The 20,747-nt window shown below is 28.7% G+C and carries 24 protein-coding genes; 2 read left to right on the top strand and 22 right to left on the bottom strand.

Annotation, left to right across the window (positions count from 1 at the left end; genetic code table 11):
- Positions 1–79 precede the first annotated feature (79 nt).
- From O6B72_RS05305 to O6B72_RS05390, 18 genes are all read right to left on the bottom strand, one after another.
- Positions 80–1,084 carry an adenine-specific methyltransferase EcoRI family protein gene (locus tag O6B72_RS05305; protein ID WP_269492429.1) on the bottom strand — a complete coding sequence of 335 codons (1,005 nt, stop codon included), beginning with the start codon at positions 1,082–1,084 and terminating at the stop codon, positions 80–82.
- A gap of 15 nt (positions 1,085–1,099) precedes the next feature.
- Entirely contained in the window at positions 1,100–3,055 is a 1,956-nt protein-coding gene (locus tag O6B72_RS05310; RefSeq protein ID WP_269492430.1) for a type IA DNA topoisomerase, read from the bottom strand.
- Positions 3,055–3,420, bottom strand: coding sequence for a hypothetical protein (locus O6B72_RS05315; RefSeq protein WP_269492431.1), 366 nt, complete (start codon positions 3,418–3,420; stop codon positions 3,055–3,057). Before O6B72_RS05315 ends, O6B72_RS05310 begins: the two co-directional genes overlap by 1 nt.
- A 17-nt stretch (positions 3,421–3,437) precedes the next feature.
- Entirely contained in the window at positions 3,438–3,644 is a 207-nt protein-coding gene (locus tag O6B72_RS05320) for a hypothetical protein (RefSeq protein WP_269492433.1), read from the bottom strand.
- A 21-nt stretch (positions 3,645–3,665) separates the two neighbouring features.
- Positions 3,666–4,841 carry a type IV secretion system protein gene (locus O6B72_RS05325; RefSeq protein ID WP_269492434.1) on the bottom strand — a complete coding sequence of 392 codons (1,176 nt, stop codon included), beginning with the start codon at positions 4,839–4,841 and terminating at the stop codon, positions 3,666–3,668.
- Positions 4,842–4,843: 2 nt separating this feature from the next.
- Positions 4,844–5,125: a hypothetical protein gene (locus O6B72_RS05330; protein WP_269492435.1), complete on the bottom strand. Its 282-nt coding sequence runs from the start codon at positions 5,123–5,125 to the stop codon at positions 4,844–4,846.
- Between the two features lie 57 nt (positions 5,126–5,182).
- Positions 5,183–6,016 carry an ArdC-like ssDNA-binding domain-containing protein gene (locus O6B72_RS05335; protein ID WP_269492436.1) on the bottom strand — a complete coding sequence of 278 codons (834 nt, stop codon included), beginning with the start codon at positions 6,014–6,016 and terminating at the stop codon, positions 5,183–5,185.
- Positions 6,017–6,057: 41 nt separating this feature from the next.
- Positions 6,058–6,252 (bottom strand): hypothetical protein, encoded by a 195-nt coding sequence (locus tag O6B72_RS05340; protein ID WP_269492437.1) that lies wholly within the window; start codon positions 6,250–6,252, stop codon positions 6,058–6,060.
- A 187-nt stretch (positions 6,253–6,439) separates the two neighbouring features.
- Positions 6,440–8,359 carry a type IV secretory system conjugative DNA transfer family protein gene (locus tag O6B72_RS05345; protein ID WP_269492438.1) on the bottom strand — a complete coding sequence of 640 codons (1,920 nt, stop codon included), beginning with the start codon at positions 8,357–8,359 and terminating at the stop codon, positions 6,440–6,442.
- Positions 8,340–8,756, bottom strand: a complete 417-nt coding sequence (gene mobC / locus O6B72_RS05350; protein WP_024962954.1) for a plasmid mobilization relaxosome protein MobC — start codon at positions 8,754–8,756, stop codon at positions 8,340–8,342. The genes O6B72_RS05345 and mobC overlap by 20 nt, the downstream gene beginning before the upstream one ends.
- Positions 8,753–9,697, bottom strand: a complete 945-nt coding sequence (locus O6B72_RS05355) for an ATPase, T2SS/T4P/T4SS family (protein ID WP_269492440.1) — start codon at positions 9,695–9,697, stop codon at positions 8,753–8,755. The genes mobC and O6B72_RS05355 overlap by 4 nt, the downstream gene beginning before the upstream one ends.
- Positions 9,690–9,902 carry a hypothetical protein gene (locus O6B72_RS05360; RefSeq protein WP_025803834.1) on the bottom strand — a complete coding sequence of 71 codons (213 nt, stop codon included), beginning with the start codon at positions 9,900–9,902 and terminating at the stop codon, positions 9,690–9,692. The genes O6B72_RS05355 and O6B72_RS05360 overlap by 8 nt, the downstream gene beginning before the upstream one ends.
- A 22-nt stretch (positions 9,903–9,924) precedes the next feature.
- Positions 9,925–11,055, bottom strand: a complete 1,131-nt coding sequence (locus tag O6B72_RS05365; protein WP_269492441.1) for a DNA type IV secretion system protein ComB10 — start codon at positions 11,053–11,055, stop codon at positions 9,925–9,927.
- Positions 11,056–12,291, bottom strand: coding sequence for a TrbG/VirB9 family P-type conjugative transfer protein (locus tag O6B72_RS05370; protein WP_269492442.1), 1,236 nt, complete (start codon positions 12,289–12,291; stop codon positions 11,056–11,058).
- Positions 12,288–12,935 carry a VirB8 family type IV secretion system protein gene (locus O6B72_RS05375; RefSeq protein WP_269492444.1) on the bottom strand — a complete coding sequence of 216 codons (648 nt, stop codon included), beginning with the start codon at positions 12,933–12,935 and terminating at the stop codon, positions 12,288–12,290. Before O6B72_RS05375 ends, O6B72_RS05370 begins: the two co-directional genes overlap by 4 nt.
- A gap of 138 nt (positions 12,936–13,073) precedes the next feature.
- Positions 13,074–15,557 (bottom strand): VirB4 family type IV secretion/conjugal transfer ATPase, encoded by a 2,484-nt coding sequence (locus O6B72_RS05380; protein ID WP_269492445.1) that lies wholly within the window; start codon positions 15,555–15,557, stop codon positions 13,074–13,076.
- Between the two features lie 8 nt (positions 15,558–15,565).
- Positions 15,566–15,808 carry a hypothetical protein gene (locus tag O6B72_RS05385; RefSeq protein ID WP_269492446.1) on the bottom strand — a complete coding sequence of 81 codons (243 nt, stop codon included), beginning with the start codon at positions 15,806–15,808 and terminating at the stop codon, positions 15,566–15,568.
- Positions 15,809–15,819: 11 nt separating this feature from the next.
- A complete protein-coding gene (locus O6B72_RS05390) occupies positions 15,820–16,137 on the bottom strand; it encodes a hypothetical protein (RefSeq protein WP_269492447.1) in 318 nt (105 codons plus the stop codon).
- Between the two features lie 615 nt (positions 16,138–16,752).
- Here O6B72_RS05390 and O6B72_RS05395 point away from each other — a divergent pair.
- Both O6B72_RS05395 and O6B72_RS05400 read left to right on the top strand, forming a co-directional pair.
- Positions 16,753–18,108: a relaxase/mobilization nuclease domain-containing protein gene (locus O6B72_RS05395; RefSeq protein ID WP_269492449.1), complete on the top strand. Its 1,356-nt coding sequence runs from the start codon at positions 16,753–16,755 to the stop codon at positions 18,106–18,108.
- Entirely contained in the window at positions 18,074–18,376 is a 303-nt protein-coding gene (locus O6B72_RS05400; RefSeq protein ID WP_269492450.1) for a hypothetical protein, read from the top strand. Before O6B72_RS05395 ends, O6B72_RS05400 begins: the two co-directional genes overlap by 35 nt.
- A gap of 12 nt (positions 18,377–18,388) precedes the next feature.
- Here O6B72_RS05400 and O6B72_RS05405 read toward each other — a convergent pair whose 3' ends face one another.
- The 4 genes from O6B72_RS05405 to O6B72_RS05420 form a co-directional block, all read right to left on the bottom strand.
- Complete coding sequence (locus tag O6B72_RS05405) at positions 18,389–18,946, bottom strand: HepT-like ribonuclease domain-containing protein (RefSeq protein WP_269492452.1); 558 nt, start codon at positions 18,944–18,946, stop codon at positions 18,389–18,391.
- Entirely contained in the window at positions 18,939–19,259 is a 321-nt protein-coding gene (locus O6B72_RS05410) for a nucleotidyltransferase family protein (RefSeq protein ID WP_269492453.1), read from the bottom strand. Before O6B72_RS05410 ends, O6B72_RS05405 begins: the two co-directional genes overlap by 8 nt.
- 22 nt (positions 19,260–19,281) lie before the next feature.
- Positions 19,282–19,710: a hypothetical protein gene (locus tag O6B72_RS05415; RefSeq protein ID WP_269492455.1), complete on the bottom strand. Its 429-nt coding sequence runs from the start codon at positions 19,708–19,710 to the stop codon at positions 19,282–19,284.
- A 637-nt stretch (positions 19,711–20,347) separates the two neighbouring features.
- A complete protein-coding gene (locus O6B72_RS05420; protein ID WP_269492456.1) occupies positions 20,348–20,629 on the bottom strand; it encodes a hypothetical protein in 282 nt (93 codons plus the stop codon).
- Positions 20,630–20,747 lie beyond the last annotated feature (118 nt).

The following is a 20,747-nucleotide window of genomic DNA, read 5'->3' on the forward strand; positions in this document are numbered from 1 at the left end:
AAAATAACCTAACGCAAATCCAATAAGTGCTAAATAATCCATTTTTTCTTTATTCTGTCTTTCATTTTTATTTTTTTCCTTAAATTTGATTTTTTAGTATGGCTCTTGGCTTTAAACCATTTTTTCTTTGAATTATAATCCTGGTAAACATCTCTTGCCCATTTAAAACAGCTGATCTTGTATTGTTTTCTTTATAATCCCATTTTACTAGCTCAGGGTATAAATCTTTTATTTCAAAATCACACCCTAATATATTAAATTGAGCTGGATTGTGTCTTAAAAAAAATGTAAGAGGTACGCCTATTACTCCATAGTAATCAATTGGTATGTTTTTATAATTTGTTACTTCTATAATTTTGTAATTGTCGTATTCAGGATACTTATGCTCATTGTATCTATATTTTTTAGTTAGTTTTATCGGCTCTAAGTGTTTAATACTCTTTAAATTTGTAAACCAGCTTATATTGGAAAATCTTTTTTTTGTGCCATTTGGTCGTGTAAAAATTTGTACTTGATTATTTCCTAGCCAAATTTTACCTTGCTTATATAATTCAAATATCTTTTTATATGTTATTGAATATGTTCCACCCACAATTAAAAATTGCTTATTTTCTTCTATGGCTATTTCTATGATGTCTCTAAAAAGTGAAAATGGTGGATTTGTGACTATAATATCTGCTTGTTTGATTAGTTCTTTTACTTCACTGCTTCTAAAATCCCCACGCCCTTGCAACTCTGTCTCTGTTGTTTTATTTTCAGTGACTTCTATTTTTGTTCCTTTTGCTTTTGGATCATTTAAATTAAAAGTTGTAGTTATTAACTTTTTCAATTCTAGTTTCTTAAAATTTGTATTAAAATAACGATAAAAGTTACTTCTATATCCATCATTGCAAGGGCATATTATAATTTTATTTTTAAAGTATTCGCCGTAGTCTTCCATCTCTTTTTTTATTTCGTGGTAACTTGTATAAAACTCATCATCTACTTCAAATTTTGCTTTCATAAAGTAGATGTTTGGCTTTTTTTCTTTGCCATCCATCCAATTTTTGTTATTTTTGTTTTGAAAATCTAAAATTTGATTCATTTCTGCTCTTTTTTATTACTTTTTCTTTATATATTTATCTATAAATTTAGAGCACTTTTTTACATTTTTTTCTACATCTTTTGGGAGCTCAACATTATTACTTTGTGCCAACTTTTTTGCTAATGCAAGTTGTTTCTCGCTTGGTGGACGAATATCCTTATCTTTATTTTTTTCTATAAAATCAGAACATACTTTCCAACTCTTTTCTATATCTTTTGGCAGTTCTATGTTTAAATTTGTAGCTAGGTTTTTAGCCCATTCTAGTTGCTTTTGGCTTGGTGGTTTAGTTTCTCCACTGCTTGGTTCTTCAAACCCCATTTTTTCATGTAGTGGCTTTATAAAATCTAAATATCCAACTTTTCCATCGCTTATTTCATCTAGCACACTTTCCATTTGTTTTGTAAATTCACTTTGAGATACCCACTCATCATCACTCATGATGGTCTGCATAAAATTTATACCTTTATTTGTTGCCACTATATTTGCATTTTTTCCCTTTTTTTGAATTTCTATATAATCTCTTCTTAGTAAAATCGGTAAAAATGTAGCATATGTACTAGGTCTTCCGATACCTGCTTTTTCTAAAAGGGAAATAAAATTGCTTTCTTTATATCGTTGTGGTGCTTGTTTTTTAACTTCTCCAAGCTCAAAGCCTACTATTTCTAATTCATCGCCTTGCTTTAAATTTAAGGCTATTTCTAGTGTTTCCTTGTCTTTATCTTCATCATCTTCTATTTCTTCTTTTAAAGCCCCTTTAAAGCCTTTATAAATGCATTTACTTGATTTTGTTTTAAAACTTATAGTTTTTATGCTTATATCGTAGGTAGTATTTTCATTAATTGCATTTTTTGCTTGGCTTTGTATCGAATTTAGATAAATTAACTCATATAACGCTTTTTCATCATCACTCACATTTTCTTTTACTGTTATTTCATTAATTTCACTATACTCATGCACATGCGATATTCTTATAGCTTCGTGAGCTTCAGCTTGGCTTTGAGCCCCTGCTTTATATTCCCTTTTTTCATACCACTCTTGATCTTTAAATTTAGCATTTACTTCATTTATAAATTCATCAGATATTGTATTGCTATCTGTTCTATGATATGTAATTAATCCTTTTTCAAATAATTTTTGAGCTAGTCCCATTGTTTTATCAGAACTAAAACCTAATTTTTTATTTGCTAATTCTTGTAATTGGCTTGTCCTTAGCGGTGCTGGTGGCTTTATTTGGCTCTGTTTTGTGTCTATTTGATACACTTTTGCAGTACTTGTGTTTAATTCTTTTATTTTTGCTTCTGCTTCTTCTTTGTCTGGAAAGACATTATCATTTACTGCTATGAATTCCACACCATCTTTTGTTTTTAGTTTTGCTTTGATTTTATAGCTTATTTGCTTTGAAGCTGGGTTTGCTTCAAATTCTTTAATTTCTAACTCTCTTTTAACTATCAAAGCAAGTGCTGGAGTTTGAACTCTTCCTACACTAATATTTTTGTCATTTAGTTTGTTTATGTATTTTGGACTCATTATAAACCCAACAAGCTTATCGCCAACTGCTCTTGCCTTAAAGCTATCAAATTCTTTTAAATTTGAGTTTGCAAATGGTACAGCTTTATCAAGTCCTTTTTTAATTCCACTTTCTGTTATCTCATGAAATTCTGCCCTTTTAATACTTTTTGCTATGTTTTTAATAACTTCATAAACCATATAGCCTATGCCATATCCCTCTCTATCAGGGTCTGTTGCAATTATTACATCTTTACCTTTGCAGTCATTAAAAACTACATTCATTCTGCTTTTTACACTGCTATCTTTAAATTCAAAAACTGGCTCATAGCTTTGATAGTCTTTTACTATCTCTTTTGTTAAAGTTTTAAAATGTCCTTTTGTGGCATATACCTTTGCACCTGTAATTTTTGCTATTTTATCGCACTTATTTGGACTTTCGATTATAATTATTGTGTTTTGCATCATATATCCTTTTGAACTATTTCTTTAAAATTTATTTCGTATTTTGGAACACCATATTCATCTAAACAAAAACCTTTGATAGTATTACAAACTCCAATAATTAAATTTTTATCAAATTTATTGCTTCCTAGCCACCTTTTATTACCAGCTCTACCAGCTCTTTTCTCGCCTTTATATTCTGCAAAAAATTCATTTTTAGGATTAGCTAATTCATCGAAGCTTTTTTTATTTTCTTTTAAATTAAAAGGCTTTTGGCTCATTTTAATATTATATTGTTTGCATAAATCTATTAAATCACTTAAGCTAGTAATTTCATACTTTTTTAATATTTCTTTATTCTCTTTAATTGTAATTGTAAATTTCATTTTTGCTCCTTTTAAATTTATTTGTAATTGCTTAAAAATGTTGATAAAAATATGTAAAAATGTCTTATATTAATTTCACTATTTTCTATTTTTTTACCTTTTATATTTGCATTTAACAATTCATAATATAAAATTAAAAAATCATCAAAACTCTTTTTATTAGAGAACTTTATTTCAAATTCTTTCGTATTTATACTAATGCTTCCATATTCACTGCTTGTCATTTTTGCTCCTTTGTTATTAAATTATGGTGTAGCGTATCCACCCCTAAATGTTTTATAAACTTTTCCTATATCTTTTCCTACATTGACACCTGCATCAATTCCTGTTTTTCCTATTTGCCCTAAAGTTCTTCCACCAGTTGCTCTACCAAAGCTACTCAATGCTCCAAGGAAGAAACTTCCACCACTTGCTTTTCCAACCATTCCACCAAGTACTGTTTTTCCAGCTATTCCACCAGCTACTGCTCCTGCTGTAACCCCACCACTTCCACTTTCCATTTGTGTTCCAAGAACTGCATTGATCCAGCTTGGTATTCTTTTTAATATAAATATTGCAGTTAGACAAGTAATCCCACCTGTAATTAAATACTCATATTGCTTTAAAAATAGTTCTGCAATATTACTTTCAAATTTTTCTAAATTAGTTATTGGATTCATTGCTAAATTTAAAGCAATAAATGCAAGTGGTGCAATAAATGCATATGATAAATAAAGCTTATACCAACTCCACAGATATGGTCTAAATCTCGTAAATATTAAAAATGGAATAACCAAAGGAAGTGTTGACATTATCAAAAATGCTGTAAATTTACTAAAAAATATAACTATTGTAATTCCAATTAAAAGAATAAAAAATATTATATAAAATATCCAAAACGGTATCATTAAAAATGCTGTTACTACACCTGCTATTAAATAATCGGCTGGGCTATTAATTTTAAAAATACCAAAATCCCAAGCAGAATCTTTCAAGTATTCTGATGTTCCATAATCCCACATCATAGTTCTTAATTTATCTACTCTATTCATGGACTCTGTTACTATCTCTCCAAAGTCTTGACTTTGATAAATTGAACTAACTACTGCAGTTACAATATTTTCAGGAATTGTTAAAAGATATAAAATCCCAGTATATGCATTAAATGAACTAAGTGATGCATAAATTATACAAAGCGATATTGTGTATTTTATTGCACCAAATGTCTCTTCTCTTGTTGGGTAACCGTGCTTAAGTTTATCTAGTAGCCACCATATTATAATTAATATAATTATCGTTGTAACTCCAGATGAATATACTATGCCGTGAGCCCCTTGATAAAATTTATCAAATAACCCCATTACATTTTCTTGCATAACATTTTGGGTTTTATTTATCCAATTGCTGTCGGTAAGTAGCTCTTTTGATACTTCATTTGCCATTTTTATGCCCTTGTTATATCTTTTTTATACACTTTTGTTGATACTAGTGTTTTTCCATTACTCAATGGCTCTATATTTTTTACTCTTTTAATTTCTATCTTTTTATCATTTTTTATAATTATTTCTGTTGTTATTTCTTCTTTAAAATGAGGACTTTTCATTTCTACTACATATTCTTCTGTATGCTGATCATCTAACATATCAGCATGATTTTTGCTTGTTAGTTTGTTTTTATAGACCTTATTATCATCAAGTCCTAAAAAATTTAAAAATTCGCTTAGCATTTTTCCCCTTTTAAATTTGGGGCTTTCGCCCCACCTATCCTAAGTTTCATACTTGCCTTATCTTTCCATGCCTTTATCTTGCTTTTTAGCCCTTATTTTTGGCTTTTCTTTTGACATGTCTAGTTGTGCTGGATTGTAGTAATCAATGCCTTTATTTTGTGCTATGGTTAAGTGATTTAGTTGTTTTTCTAAATTTCCACTTATTCCTAGGTTTTTACCATAATCAATTTTGACTTCATATAACTGAGTTTTGGCCTGTTCTCTGTATTTTTGGATTGTACTTAAATCTCTTTCTTTGATTTTTGTTTTATCCAAATCATCAAACTGGCTTACATGATAAAGAGTTTTGGTTTCTAGTCTTGGCTTTATTGGAATTTTTTCCTTTACTGTATACTCTATTGGCTTACCAGTTTGTTTGCTAATTACTTCGTTTCCATCTTTATCTTTTACAAATGCTTTTATTTCTTTACCATTCTTGTCAAGTTTTGGCTTCATTTCATAATCAGCAATATATAGCATTTTAACACCTTCAACTCTTGCATCTTTGCCATTTTTGGTCTTTTGAACTTCTCCAGTTTGTTCGTTAACTTTGTACTTTAATGTTCCACCCATCATGTTACCTTGTTCCATAGTTACAAACTGAGCTTTTTCATATCCCTTTATTGCCATTTCAGCTCTTAAAAGCATACTGGTCTCTCTTGAATATGTTTTGCCTGTTGAGGCGTTGTAAGGAATTGTGTTGTCAACTTCTTCTTTGGTCATATTCTTTTGCCAATCAGCTTTTCCAGTTTTATGTGCTTCAAATAGCTTATATTTTGCATATTTATCAAAACTCTCTTTTTTCTCAGCATTGCTCATTTCTTCCCAGCTTTTTCTTTTTGCATTTGCCATTTTATTTCCTTTACATCTGTTATTTACTCATAACTTTTGGGCTATGAGTCTGTGTTGGGTTCGTTTTCATCAAAATCTTCTAAGCTTTGATTGGATTTATTTAAATAATCCCACTCTTGGCTCTCTTCATCGCTGATTTCAAACTCACCATCTTCGCTTGTTTCAAATTGTTCGGCAAGATGTTTTTCATACTCTTTGTATGCTTTTTCTTGCTCCAGCTTTTCTTTATAAGTCATCTCTTACTCCTTAGGATAGATTTTAGAGTTTTTAGGCTCTAATCTAAATTTTAAATTTTGTATTAAAACTTAGATTAGAGTAATTATTTGCCTTTTTTATCCCTTTTTTAGCTTCTTTTATAACTTCATCTAAGCTAAAGCCTTTTTTAGCATTGCTTCGTAAGGTGTGGCTATATAAATTCGCATATTAATCCTTTTCTACTTTAATTTTTAAAGCTTTTAGTAGCTCGTCTCTTTGCACTTTTTTTTCATCTGCTTGGGTTGGCTTATTTTCTATTACTTCTTTATTTTGTGAGCTTATGGTTTCTTTTTCTGTTTCTTCTTTTTTGGTTGATTCATTTTTGGTTTCTTCTTCTTGCGACTCTTCTTGATCTGTTTGGACTACTTTTATCCCATCAGCTCCACTCCATTGTTTTATTAAAAACCAATAAGGAACTTTAGCTTTTATTGGTAGTTTAAAAAAGCCTTTTACCAGTATTAGAATGTCATTGCTATCTTGATTTTTTAAGTCCTGGGATGTAACTAGCTTTTTACCTTCTTTACTTTTTGAAATGCTACTTTTAAATAGATCCATATTGCCTTGCGATTTGCTAATTTTTATATTTGTATAATCGCCTATTAGCTCACTCGTATCTTTTGCATCTTTATCGCTATTCATATTAAAAATAACTTGATAGCCACTATTGTTTTTTACGATGTTCATATCATCTTCGCCGTAGTATTTTTTGATTTGTTCATAGCTTTGAGTTACAAATACTGGAAGCAGTCCATAGCTTCTACATAGTGCAGGGGCTTCTAGTAAAAATGGCATTTTTCCAAATCTTACAAATTCATCTAAAAAACAATATATGAATTTATTAGGATCTTTGTTTTCTTGTCCACTCATTAATTTTTTAAATAGTGTTTCTATAAAAATTCTAATTAATGGAGCTAAGATTTCCATATCTTCTGTTTGAACTACAACATACATTGAAAGCCTTTTTTCTCTTAAATCTTCAAAAGCAAAACTCATCATACTTGTTGCACTTGCTACTTGTGGATTACTAAAAACTTTCATAAATGTATCATAAGTTGATTTGATACTTGCAAACTCATTTTCTGCAGCTTTTGAGTAAGCTCTTGCTTGATTTCTTGTGGTTTCATCTATGCTTTCATCAAAACTAGTTTGTTTTAGCCAAATTTTAAAAGTATCTACATCATAATCTCTTTCTCTTGGTTTGTCGGGGTCATCTTCATCTATTTCTTTCATGGCTTCTTCGCCAAACTTTTCGTCAAGATAATCAAAATAATCAGCTTTTGGAGCTTGTGCGAGTTGTGCTAGTGTGGTGTGTTTATTTTTTTGCATAAAATATTCGGCAAAGAATACAAACATAGTTTTTGCAGATACTATCCAGTGATCATTTTCTTGCCCTTTTTCCCCTATAAAAATTGTAGAAGCTATCTGTTCTGCTAGTTTTTTCATATGGATGTATTGCATATCTTTTACAATTGAGTTGTCAAATGGATTAAAAAATAATGTATTATCCCAACTAAAGGGGGAGAAAAGCTGAATTTCATTATTGAAGTATTTTTGTCTATATCCAGCTGTTTTTTCATATAACTCACCTTTAATATCAAGTACCAAGCATGAATTTTCAACACTTAATAAATTTGGAATAATCATACCTGCAGTTTTACCTGAACCAGGAGGTGCGACTACTAGTGTTGATAGAGGCTGGGTTGCTCTTATAAATTTAGGATTTTCACTTTTTATATCCATACATCCAAGCACTAGCCCTTTATTGTAGTTTATTTTCATTTTTTCGAAATCGCTTGGTGTGGCAAATCTAGCAGAGCCGTAGTTTTCATTATCTGTTAAATATGGCATCATCCACCATATCACACATAGTAAAAATGGTGCTATTAACATTAAGAGTGCGACATATGCTTTTAATTTAAGCATTGGCTCTCCAATATTATTTAAAATTTTAAGGGCTACTATTGGAACATATTTTAGGTCAGGATTAAAAATAATTTTAACCATAGCTAAATATACAACTATTCCCATAATGATTGATGTAATAAAAATGACTATCCACTTTTTAGTGCTAAATTTCTGCTCGTCCATCTTCTTCCCTTTCTTCTACTTTACTTGGGGTTTTTGTATGCTCTACATTAATTTCAATTTTTAGCGTTTTTACTTTCTCACTTAATTCTTCAATTTTTTCAATGAGTTCTACTATACTTTTTTCTAGGTCTGTTTTTGCTTCTTCGTGCCTTATTATGTTTGCGTTTAAGTGGTAGGCTATTTGGTTTATGTTTGTTCCAATGTGGGTAAATTCTTTTAAATATCCACTTATTATTTTGTTATTTGCCTCTATCTCTTTTAAATTCTCTATATATTTGTAAGTTTGGAGTAATTTTCTAACGACTGCGGATCTGCTTTGATTTCGCTCTTTTGCTAATCTTCTTAAAATTCTATCATCAGCTTGGGTTAGATATATAGCATGTCTTGTTCTTATCATGCATTAATCCTTTCTAAATCCTGTTTTAAATTTAGAATGTCAGTTACTACTCTTGTATTTTTAACTCTAGCTATTTGTATAATGTAATCTATTGCAGTTTCTATTAGGCTATCAATCATTTTATTATCTACGCTTGATAATCCACCGCCTAGTATTATGTTTGTTTTTATAGCTTTTATTGCATCTCTTGGGCTATTTGCATGTAGAGTGCTTAAATTTCCAGCGTGTCCTGTGTTATTTACTCTTAAAAATGAAAAAGTGTTTCTAATGTCAATTTCTCCTAAGAATAATCTATCAGGTCTTAATCTCATAGCGTTGTCTATTGCTATTTGATAGCTATAAATTTCATTTGCTATTTTTGGAACTGCGAGTTGGGTTTTGTTTATGTTTTCTACTTTTAATTCTTGACTGTCTTCAATTGTTACTACTCTTTCATTTGGATCAATTTCACACATAAGTGAGTTTAAAAAGCTTGTTTTTCCACTTCCTGTTCCACCACTTAAAAGTACATTTTTCTTTTGTCTAATTAGCTCTTTTATCTTTTCATAATCCCAACCATCTTTTTTTACTTTATCACTTAGAATAAAACTTTCTAATTTAAAATTTTCTTTACTTGGTATTCTTATACATATTGCTATTTCGCTATTAAATAGGCTTGATTTGTGTTGGGCTTGAACTCTATATCTTAGAAATGGATTTGGAAGCTCACATGAGAGATGGCAATGTGTTTCATCAAATCTTTGATTTCTCCTTGTTGCAAGTTCTACTAGGAAATTATTTAGAAATTTTAAATTAAGTTTTGGATCATTTACTATTTCCCAGTGGTCACCATAGTCTATATTTATTTCGCAAGGCTTATTAAAAATAAGCTCATTTGCCTTTAAATTTAGATATGGCTTTAATACTCCTAATATATTATTAAGGATTACACTCTCACTCATTCGATTGCTCTTTTTCTTGGATTGGTTCTGTTAGTTTTTCTTTTTCAATAATTAAATTTTCAAGTTTAGTTTTTTCTTTGTTGTATGTTGTTTCTGCCTTTTTTGTAGCTTTTAGCTGGGTTGCTATTTTGCTTAGAACCTTGTCGTATGCTTTTTTGTTTTCTATTTCTTTTTCTATTTTGTTTTGTAAATCTTCAAATTGCATTTCTATTTCCTTTTGTTTTTTATTACTCTTCAAAGTATTTCATCAATACTTCTCCATTTTTTGGTTTGCTAAACCACATATGATTTGTTGGCACTAAAAATATCCTACTACCACTTTGGATTTCAATTGTTGGTTTTATTTTGCTTTGTTGTTGTATCATATCTTGGACTACTGTTCCTATATCGCTTCTTGAGTCTGAGTATATCTCTTGTGTATAAGAACTACCACCCTTATCAACCTTTGAAGCAATTACTAAAAGCAGTGCGTTTGTAAGTGTTGAAATCGTATAAGGTATGCCATATCTCTCCCAGTATTTATTGTTTACTGCTCCTACTGCTCCTGCCATTCCCATATTATCTGCTATTAGTGCGTCTGTTAGTAAAATATTTATACCTTGTGGCGTAATTATCTCTCTCCATCTAATTTCTAGTCTTTCGTGTCCTATTTCTGTATTGTTTTCATAGAAACCTATAGCCTTACTTCCACGAGGTATCAATACAGCTCTACCCATAGTTGCATATATGTCTTGCTCTATTTGAGCAGTTACTATTCCACTTAAATCACTACTTATAGCTGTTGTTAAAATTGCAGGTATCATTCGTCCAGCTCTTATTGTTCTATATAGTTTATGTTCATTTGTGCTTATATCTATGCTTTGCTGATTGGAAAAGCCATCTACTCCATACCTAGAAGATGCTTGATCTGCATTTTTGATTTCATTGTTTCTATTGGCTAAAATTTGAGCTCTTAGTAGTCTTCTCATCTTATTTTCGTATGCAGTTTGGCTATCTATTTGCATAGATTGTTTTAAATTTGCTTGTTTTTCTATTAGCTCTTCTTCTTTTTCTTTAGCTCTTTGTACCATTTGCTCTTGTTCGTTTGCTATTTGTTCTACTGATTTTGGGGCTTGTGGTAATTCATCTGCTTTTTGTTTTAAAATTTCGGTTAAATCTTGGCTTTCTTGGTTTGGCTTTCTCTTTCCAGCCTTATAAATATAATCATCAACTGGAAATTTTGAATTTTCAAAAAGATGGTTTAAATCTTTTTCATTTTGTAAATTTCTTATTTGCTCATCACTTAGCTCTTCTGCAAAAAGGGGAAGAGATAACAAGATAAAAATGCTAAAAAACAGCCAATTTTTTCCCTTTTTCATTTAAAATCCCCTTAGTTTTTTAATAGTTTCTTTTTGTTTTTCTTTGTTTGGTGTTAAAAAATTATCGTTTTTATTTTGGTTTGCTCTATTTAGGTTTTTTCTTATTTCTTTGCGATCTTTCTCTATTTTTGTTTCCTTTCGCCCTACACACACATAACTTTTTCCACTTTTAATAGTAAATCTAGGGCTTACTGTTTCAGCTACTATATAGTCTCCTATTACCCTTGTTTCTACTGGACTATCTTGATTATCTATAACTGCAAAAATTGCAGGAATTTGAGGCATTTCGTCTTTTGGGTATTTAAAATATGTAAATTTTTTATCATCAAAAATTTCAGCTGATAATAGCCACTCATTCTCTTTTTCGGCTTTTTGTACATATCCGCTATAAATATCGCTTTTTTTGATTTTAAGTTCTGCTATTCCATCTTTTATGATTTTATACTCATTACTTTCTTTTTCTATTTTTGCTTGTTTTATTCTTCTTGTCTCTTCATCTTGTACATATATTACAAAACTTGGATCATTTGAATTTCTATAATCTGTTGAAAACAGATAAAATGTATGTATTTTTCCATCTCTTGTAAAAATTGTAAGACTTGTATCAATACCTATTAATTGTGGAATTATAGCTATTGCATCTTCCTTATTTGGCACAATTTCTGCTTTAAAGCCTGTTTTATCTCCAAGTATGTAGTTTTCTATTGGACTTTCAAATATAATCGTTGTTGCCATTGCGTGGCGTGTTCTTATTTTATGTGTTTTATTTTTTATATAGTTGATTGTAGTTGTGTTTTCATATCCGCTATATTTTTTTGAGTGGAATTTCTTTTGTAGTGCTTTTAAGTCTTGAGTTCTTATTGCACTTTGCATAATCTCTAGCTCATCCTTGCTATACTCTCTAGGTGGGGTTGCTACTGAGTTTTCAAAACCTATATACTCTTCTTTTGGAAATTGTGAGTTTTCTTTTAAATTTGTTATTTGAGGATGTTCTTCTTTGCCGAATAATCCTAAAGGATTAACACCCATACTTGTTTGAACATTTTTATTTATGTCTTTTGTTTTATCATTAAAGATATCTTCTCCCATTCTTGTTTGTGTGTTTTTTTGCTCATCTACAAGCTCTTGGGTTTGTTTCATGATGGCTTTAACTTCATTGATTTGTTCTTGACTTAGCCCTTGAGCGTTTAAATTTAAGGCTATAAGTGTTATGAATGATAATTTGACTATTCTCATTTTTTACTCTCTTCTATTATTTGTGTAACTTTATATTGACTGACTTTGAAGCCTGTTGGATTTTGCATATTGTCCTTAAAATTTCCACTTTGATTTTCAAAGTCATACTCTATTGCACTTCTATACTTCATATATGTCTTTTCAGTTTCTGATGGATTTGTGATTATTGCTTGAAAGTCAACCGTTGCTATTGTTTGGCTTAAGAGCGTTACATTAATAATTTGAATATCCCTATAATAGTTTTTTGTGGTATAAATTGAACTTGGATCGGCTACTAGTGTTTGAAATGCTTCCCATACCTGTCTACTGCTTTGAACTCTTATTTCGTTGTATCTTTCTATATCATCAATTCTATTTATCATCTCCCTATTTTTTACATATCCAGCAAGAATGCTTTTTAATAGCTGTTCATCACTTCTTACATTTAAATTTGTATCACTCATTGTTACAAACCTAGAGTCTGCTTCACTAAATTTTAAAAGCACAGGCTTTGTCTCTTTTAGTGGTGTTAATAGTGCTATGGCAATTGATAGGCTTACACTCACTACTGATAGAGCAATTATGATGTAAAACATATATGCTTTTATATTTCGCTCCATTTTAAAAATAAAATTTGGGTCTACTTTTTTATCATCAAATGCCATTTTTAATCCTATTTTGAAAAATCACAATAAGCACAAGGGCTTATCTTTTCTATCTTGCTTGGCTTATCAGCACATCCACTCATAAGTAACATTAAAAACGCCATAATAACTACAACTCTACCCATTCTTTACCCCTTTTTAACTTGATTGTTCTAAGTATATTTTTCGCCAGTGTTTTGGACTTTCTTCTTTAAGCTTTCTTATTAAAATTACATTATTTTTACTTGATGAAAATGCTTTTATATACTTACCAAGTCTTGATAAATCTATATTTAGTTTTGCACTTTCGTTTCTTAATTTCATATTTAAAAGAACTTCTCTTGAATTTGAGCTACTTTCATTTAAAAATTTAATCTCTGTTGGTGCTAGTCCTAGCATATTTTGCATTTCAGCTTGTGCTTCTGCATTATTTGTTGGAAAAATAATAAAATTTGCAATGTTATCTAGAAAAGACGAGCCATTATCAATTTGATTAAATAGGCTTAAGCTTTGAAAACCCATGCACATTACTCCGCCTATTTTTCTAACTTCTAGTATGCTTTCAAGTATTTTTTCTCTCATTGTCTCATCTTGCAAATAATCTTTTAATTCATCAATAAAGCAAAAAAATCCCTTATCGCTGTTTTTGGCTTGATTTTTAAGCTTGTGAAATATATAAATCGCTGTTAGGGCTGATATTTTTTTATTGGTTAGTATTCCGTCCATGTTTAAGACTGATAGCTGTTTGGTAAAATTTAGAGCATCTTCTTTATTGTCAAATATTGAGTCCTTATAACTATCAAATCTTGTTTTTAGTCTCGATTTTCCATCACCATCAACTGGAAGTGAGTCAATAAAATCGCTAAGAGTTAGGATTTGATCTGATTCTTTCATTTCATATAGTCTATCTACTGTGCTATTTATATCTTTTTTTTCATCATGTTCATCAGGTTTAATTTCAGCCATAAATTTAAGCCATGTTTTTAAAAATTCTCTGTTTTCATTAGTGTCTGGAAGCGTAAATGGGTTTAATTTAAAGCTTTCACTCTCGCTATCATGGTACTCTCCATCCATATAGTTTGTAAAATTATTCATACCACGAAGCTTATCCATCGCAAATATATTTATTGGATACTTAAACAAATTCATCATTAAAAACTCAGCTAGTGTTGTTTTTCCCTTTCCAGTTCCCCCCATTATCATTGTATGTCCTGCTGGTTTGTCTCCGTCTGGCTGAAAGTGAAAATTGAATAAAAATGGCGTTCCATTGATATGTTTAAATGTAGTTACTGCTTCATCTCCCCAATCATTTTTGTTAAAACCTGTTACTTCATTTTCAAAATTTGCGATTGTAGATAAATTGCTTATATTTAAAGTCTTTTTTCTTGCGTTTAAATTTCCCCTACTAGGAAAAAAACTAAAATATAAAGCCTTTTGATTGATAGTTTCTCTTACGACATTTAATCCTTGATTTTCAAGTATGTTTTTTAGTTCATTAGTTTTAGCTTCTAATTCTTTTAAATCATCAGCTAAAGAGTACACAGAAAAACTTGTTTGAACAAGGTTTTCTCTATCTGCTTGAACTAGTTCCATTAACTCATCAAGTTCTGCTTTTACTAAGTCAACCGAGAATGTTTTTGTATCTTTTATTTTTTTAATTGCTTTTCTTTTTTCATAGGCTTTTAAATAAATCATTGCCATAAATTCATTATTGCTCTTGATTAAATTTGTTGTAATTAGTGATTTTAATTGTTCTGTTTCATATGCCTTTACACTTATAAATCTTCCATATTTTACGGAACCATCATTTCTATAAAATTTTATATAATCTTTTTTAAATTCCACATATGAGCTTATATAGCAATCTGTAATTAATTCGTTTGTATATTTTAAATTTGTATCTTTTGCGTTTGAGTATGTAGCATAAAAATTTAAAATTTCATCAGCGCTCATTTGGCGTGGGCTATAAATTGATAAATAATTATTTATATTTAAAAGTGTTTCATTTAATAGCTCCATTTTTTGCTTTAAATTTACACTCTCGCTACTTTCACCACTTTCTTCAACAGTCATCTTTGTTTTAAAGCTTTCAAGTACTCCTGTTATATTTTTCGTAATCGTTGAGATAATTAAAAAATATCTGATGGAATAAATATCTTGATCTCTTTCCCATTTTTCTATTATCTCTTTTGCATATGGATTTATGTCTCTATCTTTTATCTTTTCTATGTATTTTTTATCTTTTTTAATTATTAGATTTATCTCTACATCGTTTTTTAGTGTTGTAAAAAACATAACACGATTAAGCAGATAATCGGTCTCATCATCTAAGCTTATCCCTGCATAACTTGTTCCCTTTAACTCTACAGCTATAGTTGCGTTGCCATCTTTTGTGATTATTACATCATCGCCATATTTACAAGCAATATTATTTTCTTTTGCAAGTGTATAAATTTCAGGCTCTTTAAGCATTATTAGCTTATCCGCTTTTTTATTTAAAATATTTATTTTTAATAAATTTTCATCTGATTTTTTGAGACTATTTTTTACATCAGATTCACTACTATTTATTTCTTTTAATATCTTTTCTTTTTGTTTTTTGTTTTTCCAGTCTTTTATTACATCAATTATTCCACGAGCCATGACTTAACCTATGCGTAAAATTTATTTTGTGGTATTTTCATTTTTGAGCCGATTATCTCATAGATATCTTCATCAAAAAATTCTAAAATAAAAAAGAAGCAATAAGCAATTGCTACAGCAACTAATGAATATAAAATAAGAACAAACCAAGCTATAAACCCAAATATTATTAAAATAAATAAGCTTGTAGTTGTTAGTCCTGCTATTTTTGTTTTTTTAGTTAGATCCATATAGCAATTAGTTACTATCATTTTTTATTCTTCTACATTGCAGCTGCAGATAATCCATAAACAATACCAATAATCACTAATGCACCAAACAAAAGCTTTGCATGATTTTTTATAGCTTCAATGTTAAAAAATGCAGTTAATAGCATAATTATTATCCAAAGAACACCGAAGACAATTGATACAGTATTTACTATACTTGCCAAACTACTACCAGCTTCTGTGATTTGTTCGTTTGCGGAAGTTGTTATGGTTTTTAAAATATTTGTACCACTACCACCTGTTGGAGCACTAAAAAGAAGTACAGGAGAGCAAACTAAAAACCAGTATAATTTTTTAATTATTTTTAACATTTTTTTCCTTTGAATTAAATTTCAATTAGCACTATATCAAATTCATTAAAGGGACATTTTGTAATTTGAATTTTTAAAAGTATGATTTAATCGCTGTTTTAAAGATTGCTTTTATTTTTATTTAAGATTTTATTTACTTTTAATTTTTTTGATTTAATTAGTTTATCGGCATTTGCTTGAATTTTTTTAAAAATTTTTCTTTTACAAAATGTCCTGATGTATTTTTTTCATATTTTTTTTATTTTTTCTTACTTTTTTTGTTTTACTTAATTTTAATTTTTTACTCATATTTTTGTTTTTTCATATTTTTTTAATTTTTAATAGCTCTTTAAAATTTTTACAAATATTATTTTTATTTTTTAATTTTTTTTAAAAAATACTTTGATTACTTAAAAAATAAAAAGCACAACTTTTTATTTTATTTTTGAAATTTGCTAAAATTTCAAAAATCAGCTATAAATGCCTATTTTTAGGCGTTTATGCTAAAAAGCGACATACAAAGGGGGTTATCCTGCCTTACTTCTGCTTTTATTTTTCTTTAACTTTTTCTACGCTAACATTTTTGACAAATAAATTTTTATTTCAAATTTTTATTTTTATTTTCCGGAGAATTTTTTGAGTAGTATTGATTGGAATAAATATTTTGATGAGTTAAAAGCTATAAGAGCTGGTCGGACTAAATTTATAAAATCTGAACATAAAAATGTTTCTTTTGGAAGCGGTAGAGGGTTTTCTAGAACTCATATTAATTTTTCAAAAAATAAATTTTCTAAACAATCTGTCGTTAAAATGATTTCAAATTTACCACAAACTTCTATTAAAAGATGCATTGATTATGCTCTTAAAAATTCACTTGATGGATACGCCATAAATGAAAAAGGGGAGAGAGTAAGCTCTGATGAAGTTATGGCTGATTGGAAGAAAGATTTTGGAAAAAATCAAAACTCAAAAGATGCATGGCATTTAATGTTTTCTATAAAAGAGTCTTGTAGTGATGAACAAACTTTAAAGGCTTTACAAGATAGCGTTAAAAATGTGCTTGGAACAAATTTTGCAGGTCATAAGTACGCTTTTGTTTTACACACTCATCAAAACAATCCACATGTGCATGTTATTTTAAATAAAAGAAATCAATTTACAAATAAAAAAATTCACTTTAATTCAAAAAGCGAGATTAGAGATTTTTTTGATGATGCTAGGACTAATTTTGCCTATGCTTTATCTGCTCGTGGATTAAATTATGAAAATAAAAATTTCTTACAAAAAGATTTAAAGCGTGAGTTTAACAATATAAAATCAAATATTAATCTTGAAGTTGATGACTATACCGCAAAAGATAAATTACAAGATTATTATTTTAAAATGGAGGATAAAAATAAAGAAAAATATAAAGCCACATCTAGCCGTATTGAAGCTATGAATGATGAACTTGAAAAACTTAAAAAAGCCAATAAAGAGCTTTTAAATTTATTTTTACAATACTCTAAAAAAAGAAATAAAAAAGCCTTTAAACTTGCTAAGGAACTTAAAGCCAGTAATAAAGAGATTAGAGATAAACAAAATAAAATTTTAGCTGAGATTAAAAAAATAAATAAATTATCATTTGAGGCTACTAGGCTTAATGATATGAAGTTAGAAAATTATAAAGACAGATCAAATGCTCTTACTTTACTTGAAAATTTTAACCGTAATTACAACCAGCTCCATCCTAAAAATAAAGGTGCTAGTAAAGCTGATTTTGAAAATTCTAAAAAAGTTAAAAGAGCTATTGCTGTGCTTCGTAATAAAAAAGATGATGATGCTAAAAAATACTTTGATGATAGCTTGATTATTACTCGTATGTTAGGCTCCAATGAAAGCCTTTTTAAACTTGGTAAAAAGCTTGAAATTTTGGATAAAAATTTATATATTTTAGAGCATTCAGAACTTGGAGAAAATGAAAAAAAAGAATTTAAAAAAAAGGCTCAATGATAATAAAGAATTTATCACTAATGTGTGCGAGAAGAGGTTTGAATACACTGCCAAAAGGCTTTTAAAAAGTGAAAAATTAAAAGGGGATGAGTTTTTACTTAAGGAGTATTTTCATGGCGTAAAACTGCTTAATAAAGAGCCCAATGAAATGCTTTTAAAAATCAAAAAAGAAGCTGATTTACAGGCTAAATTTAGCCATGACATAAAAAGAGATAAATCAAAAATTAAAAGTAGAACTGAAACCAAGCGAGATATTGGAAGGGAGTAGTTTTTTCCCTTTTTATCTTTGATTTTCTTTTGAATTTTCCTTAATAATGTTTTTTATTTTATCGCTATACGGCTTATCTAGTTCAATTTTATACTCTTGCAGTTTTTCATACTCTTTTTTAATATTTTTTATAAGATCTGTTTTTGCTTGTGGCATTAAAATATCTTGTTTTTTAGTAAAATAATCAATATTTTTCTCTAAATTTTTACATAGCTCTTTTTTTGTTTCTTTTAAAACTTCTTGTATGCTTTCTTTGAGTTTAGGTAAATCTTTGCGTATCGTTTCTTCTACAATTTCGTTTTGTATATTATCATAATCATGGGAAGATATGTTTCTCATATCTCTTACTCCCCTTAATTCGACTTTGTCAAATTTACTTAAAACTTTATATTCTTGGTCTTTTTCTAGCTTTTTAAATTGTTGATGAATTACATCAAAATGTTTCATTATTGCTGGTTTTAGTATTGACTCATCTTCTAGGGCTTTTGTGACTCCATTAATGCTACAAATTTGCTCTATTGCTTCTATTTTTTCTATTGCTGTTTCTAGTCTGCGAATAGCCTTAGACATAAATTGCTCCTTTTACTATTTTATTTTCTTTCATTTTTTGCTCTGAATAAAAATCACAAATATCAACAGATTTATGAAATCTCTTTGATATTTGCTTTCTTAAGTTATTTAAATAATCAAGTGCTTTAAAAGCGTTTAATCTTTCTAAAAACTCCTTTTTGTCTGCTAAGATAACTATATCTATGTCTGAGTTTTCATCGGCATAATCCTTAGCGTAACTTCCAAATAAGCCAATTTCTTTGATGCCATCTTTTTGAAGGTATGGTTTTAGCTCTGATAGATATTTTAATATAGCATCCTTTGTTAAAATCATCTTTTTTATCCTATATTTAAAATTATTTTCCGTTTGGCACTACTATTATATGATCAGGATCACATTCAAATTTTCCATATTTTGAACATTTTATTTCATATGCAGAACCCACTTTGTTATTGTTTTTATCTACTACAACAACGACAAGATTTTGATCGTTTATTAACCTGCCTTGTTGTTTCCACGCTGTAAATTTTCCAAACGCATCTTCAGACGTATAGTTTTTCCAATTTTCGCCATTAAACAATGTTTCTGCATGGTAAAATTCAAAGTTTTTGTTTGTAATTTTTTCTTTTAATTTATTAATCATAGCATCATAATTTTCTTGCTTTATGGTTGGATTTGTATTTTCTAATTTAACAAATCCATTGCTAACTTCTCCTTCTCCATTACATCCTAATAAAACAAATCCTATTAAGACCATTGAACTTAAAATTTTAAGTTTATTCATCACTCTTTTCCTTTTTTAAATTTTAAAATTATAGCACATCTTATTTGGATATCAATATAATTTTATTTTTAACTTTTGCAAAATTATACTATATTTTAGATAAAAGTTAGTTTAAAAATAGTTCTATATTAGTATTATAAAACAGTTTTTTAAAAGTTCTATATTAGTATTATAAAGTAGTTTTTTTATAGCTTGTAAATCAGTTAAATAGTAGTTTATAATAAATTTTAACTTTAATCTTTAAACTTCTACTCATTGCTTACTTTTGATTTTAAGTATTTGATTGTTATTATAAACCAATAGGGACATTTTGTAATTTTTTAAATTTATCAAATCAGTAGTAAAGCACGATAAAAAGGGAATAAAAGCTCATTTATTAAAACTTAATTATATCTTAAAGCTAAAAAACCGATCGTTTTATACAACAATCATTTTATCTTCTGTTTCTTTCTCCCTTTTTTAAATTTTATATACTTAAATTTACTATTAAATCTTGTATTTTTTATTAAAATCAGTTTATTATTAGTGTATAGTAAGTTTTAATTTTGAGTTTTTTTATTAGTCTGTAATAAGTTTATTTATGAGTTTATTTAAAGTTAAAATATAGTTTGTTATCAGTTGTTTTGTGAATCAAATATCAGTAATTTTTCTCGTTTTCTTCCCCTTTTTTATTTTTATGTATTTCTCTTTTTTCTATCTCTTCATATAATGGAATTAGTATTTCTTCTGTTATGCCCTTAAATTCAAATCCTATTGTGTGTAAATAATAAGCCATAAGCTCAAGTGATTTTTTTAAATATTCTAGCTCTTTTGTTTCTATGTTTTTGAGTTCTGCTTGGTCTAATGGAAGGGGTGATTCTTTTATGAGCTCCGTCATGATCTCATATGCTCGTTCAAATTTATTATAACTTTTATCCATTAAGTTTCCTTTTTTTCTTTTCTTAATTTATTCTTTAAAATTGTTGTATTTTGGCTAATTTTTAGCTATAATATGAACGCACAAAAACCAATAGCGTTGGGATTTTCCTAACGCTCTT

The sequence above is a fragment of the Campylobacter ureolyticus genome, assembly GCF_027277485.1.
Taxonomy (GTDB): Bacteria; Campylobacterota; Campylobacteria; order Campylobacterales; family Campylobacteraceae; genus Campylobacter_B; species Campylobacter_B ureolyticus_B.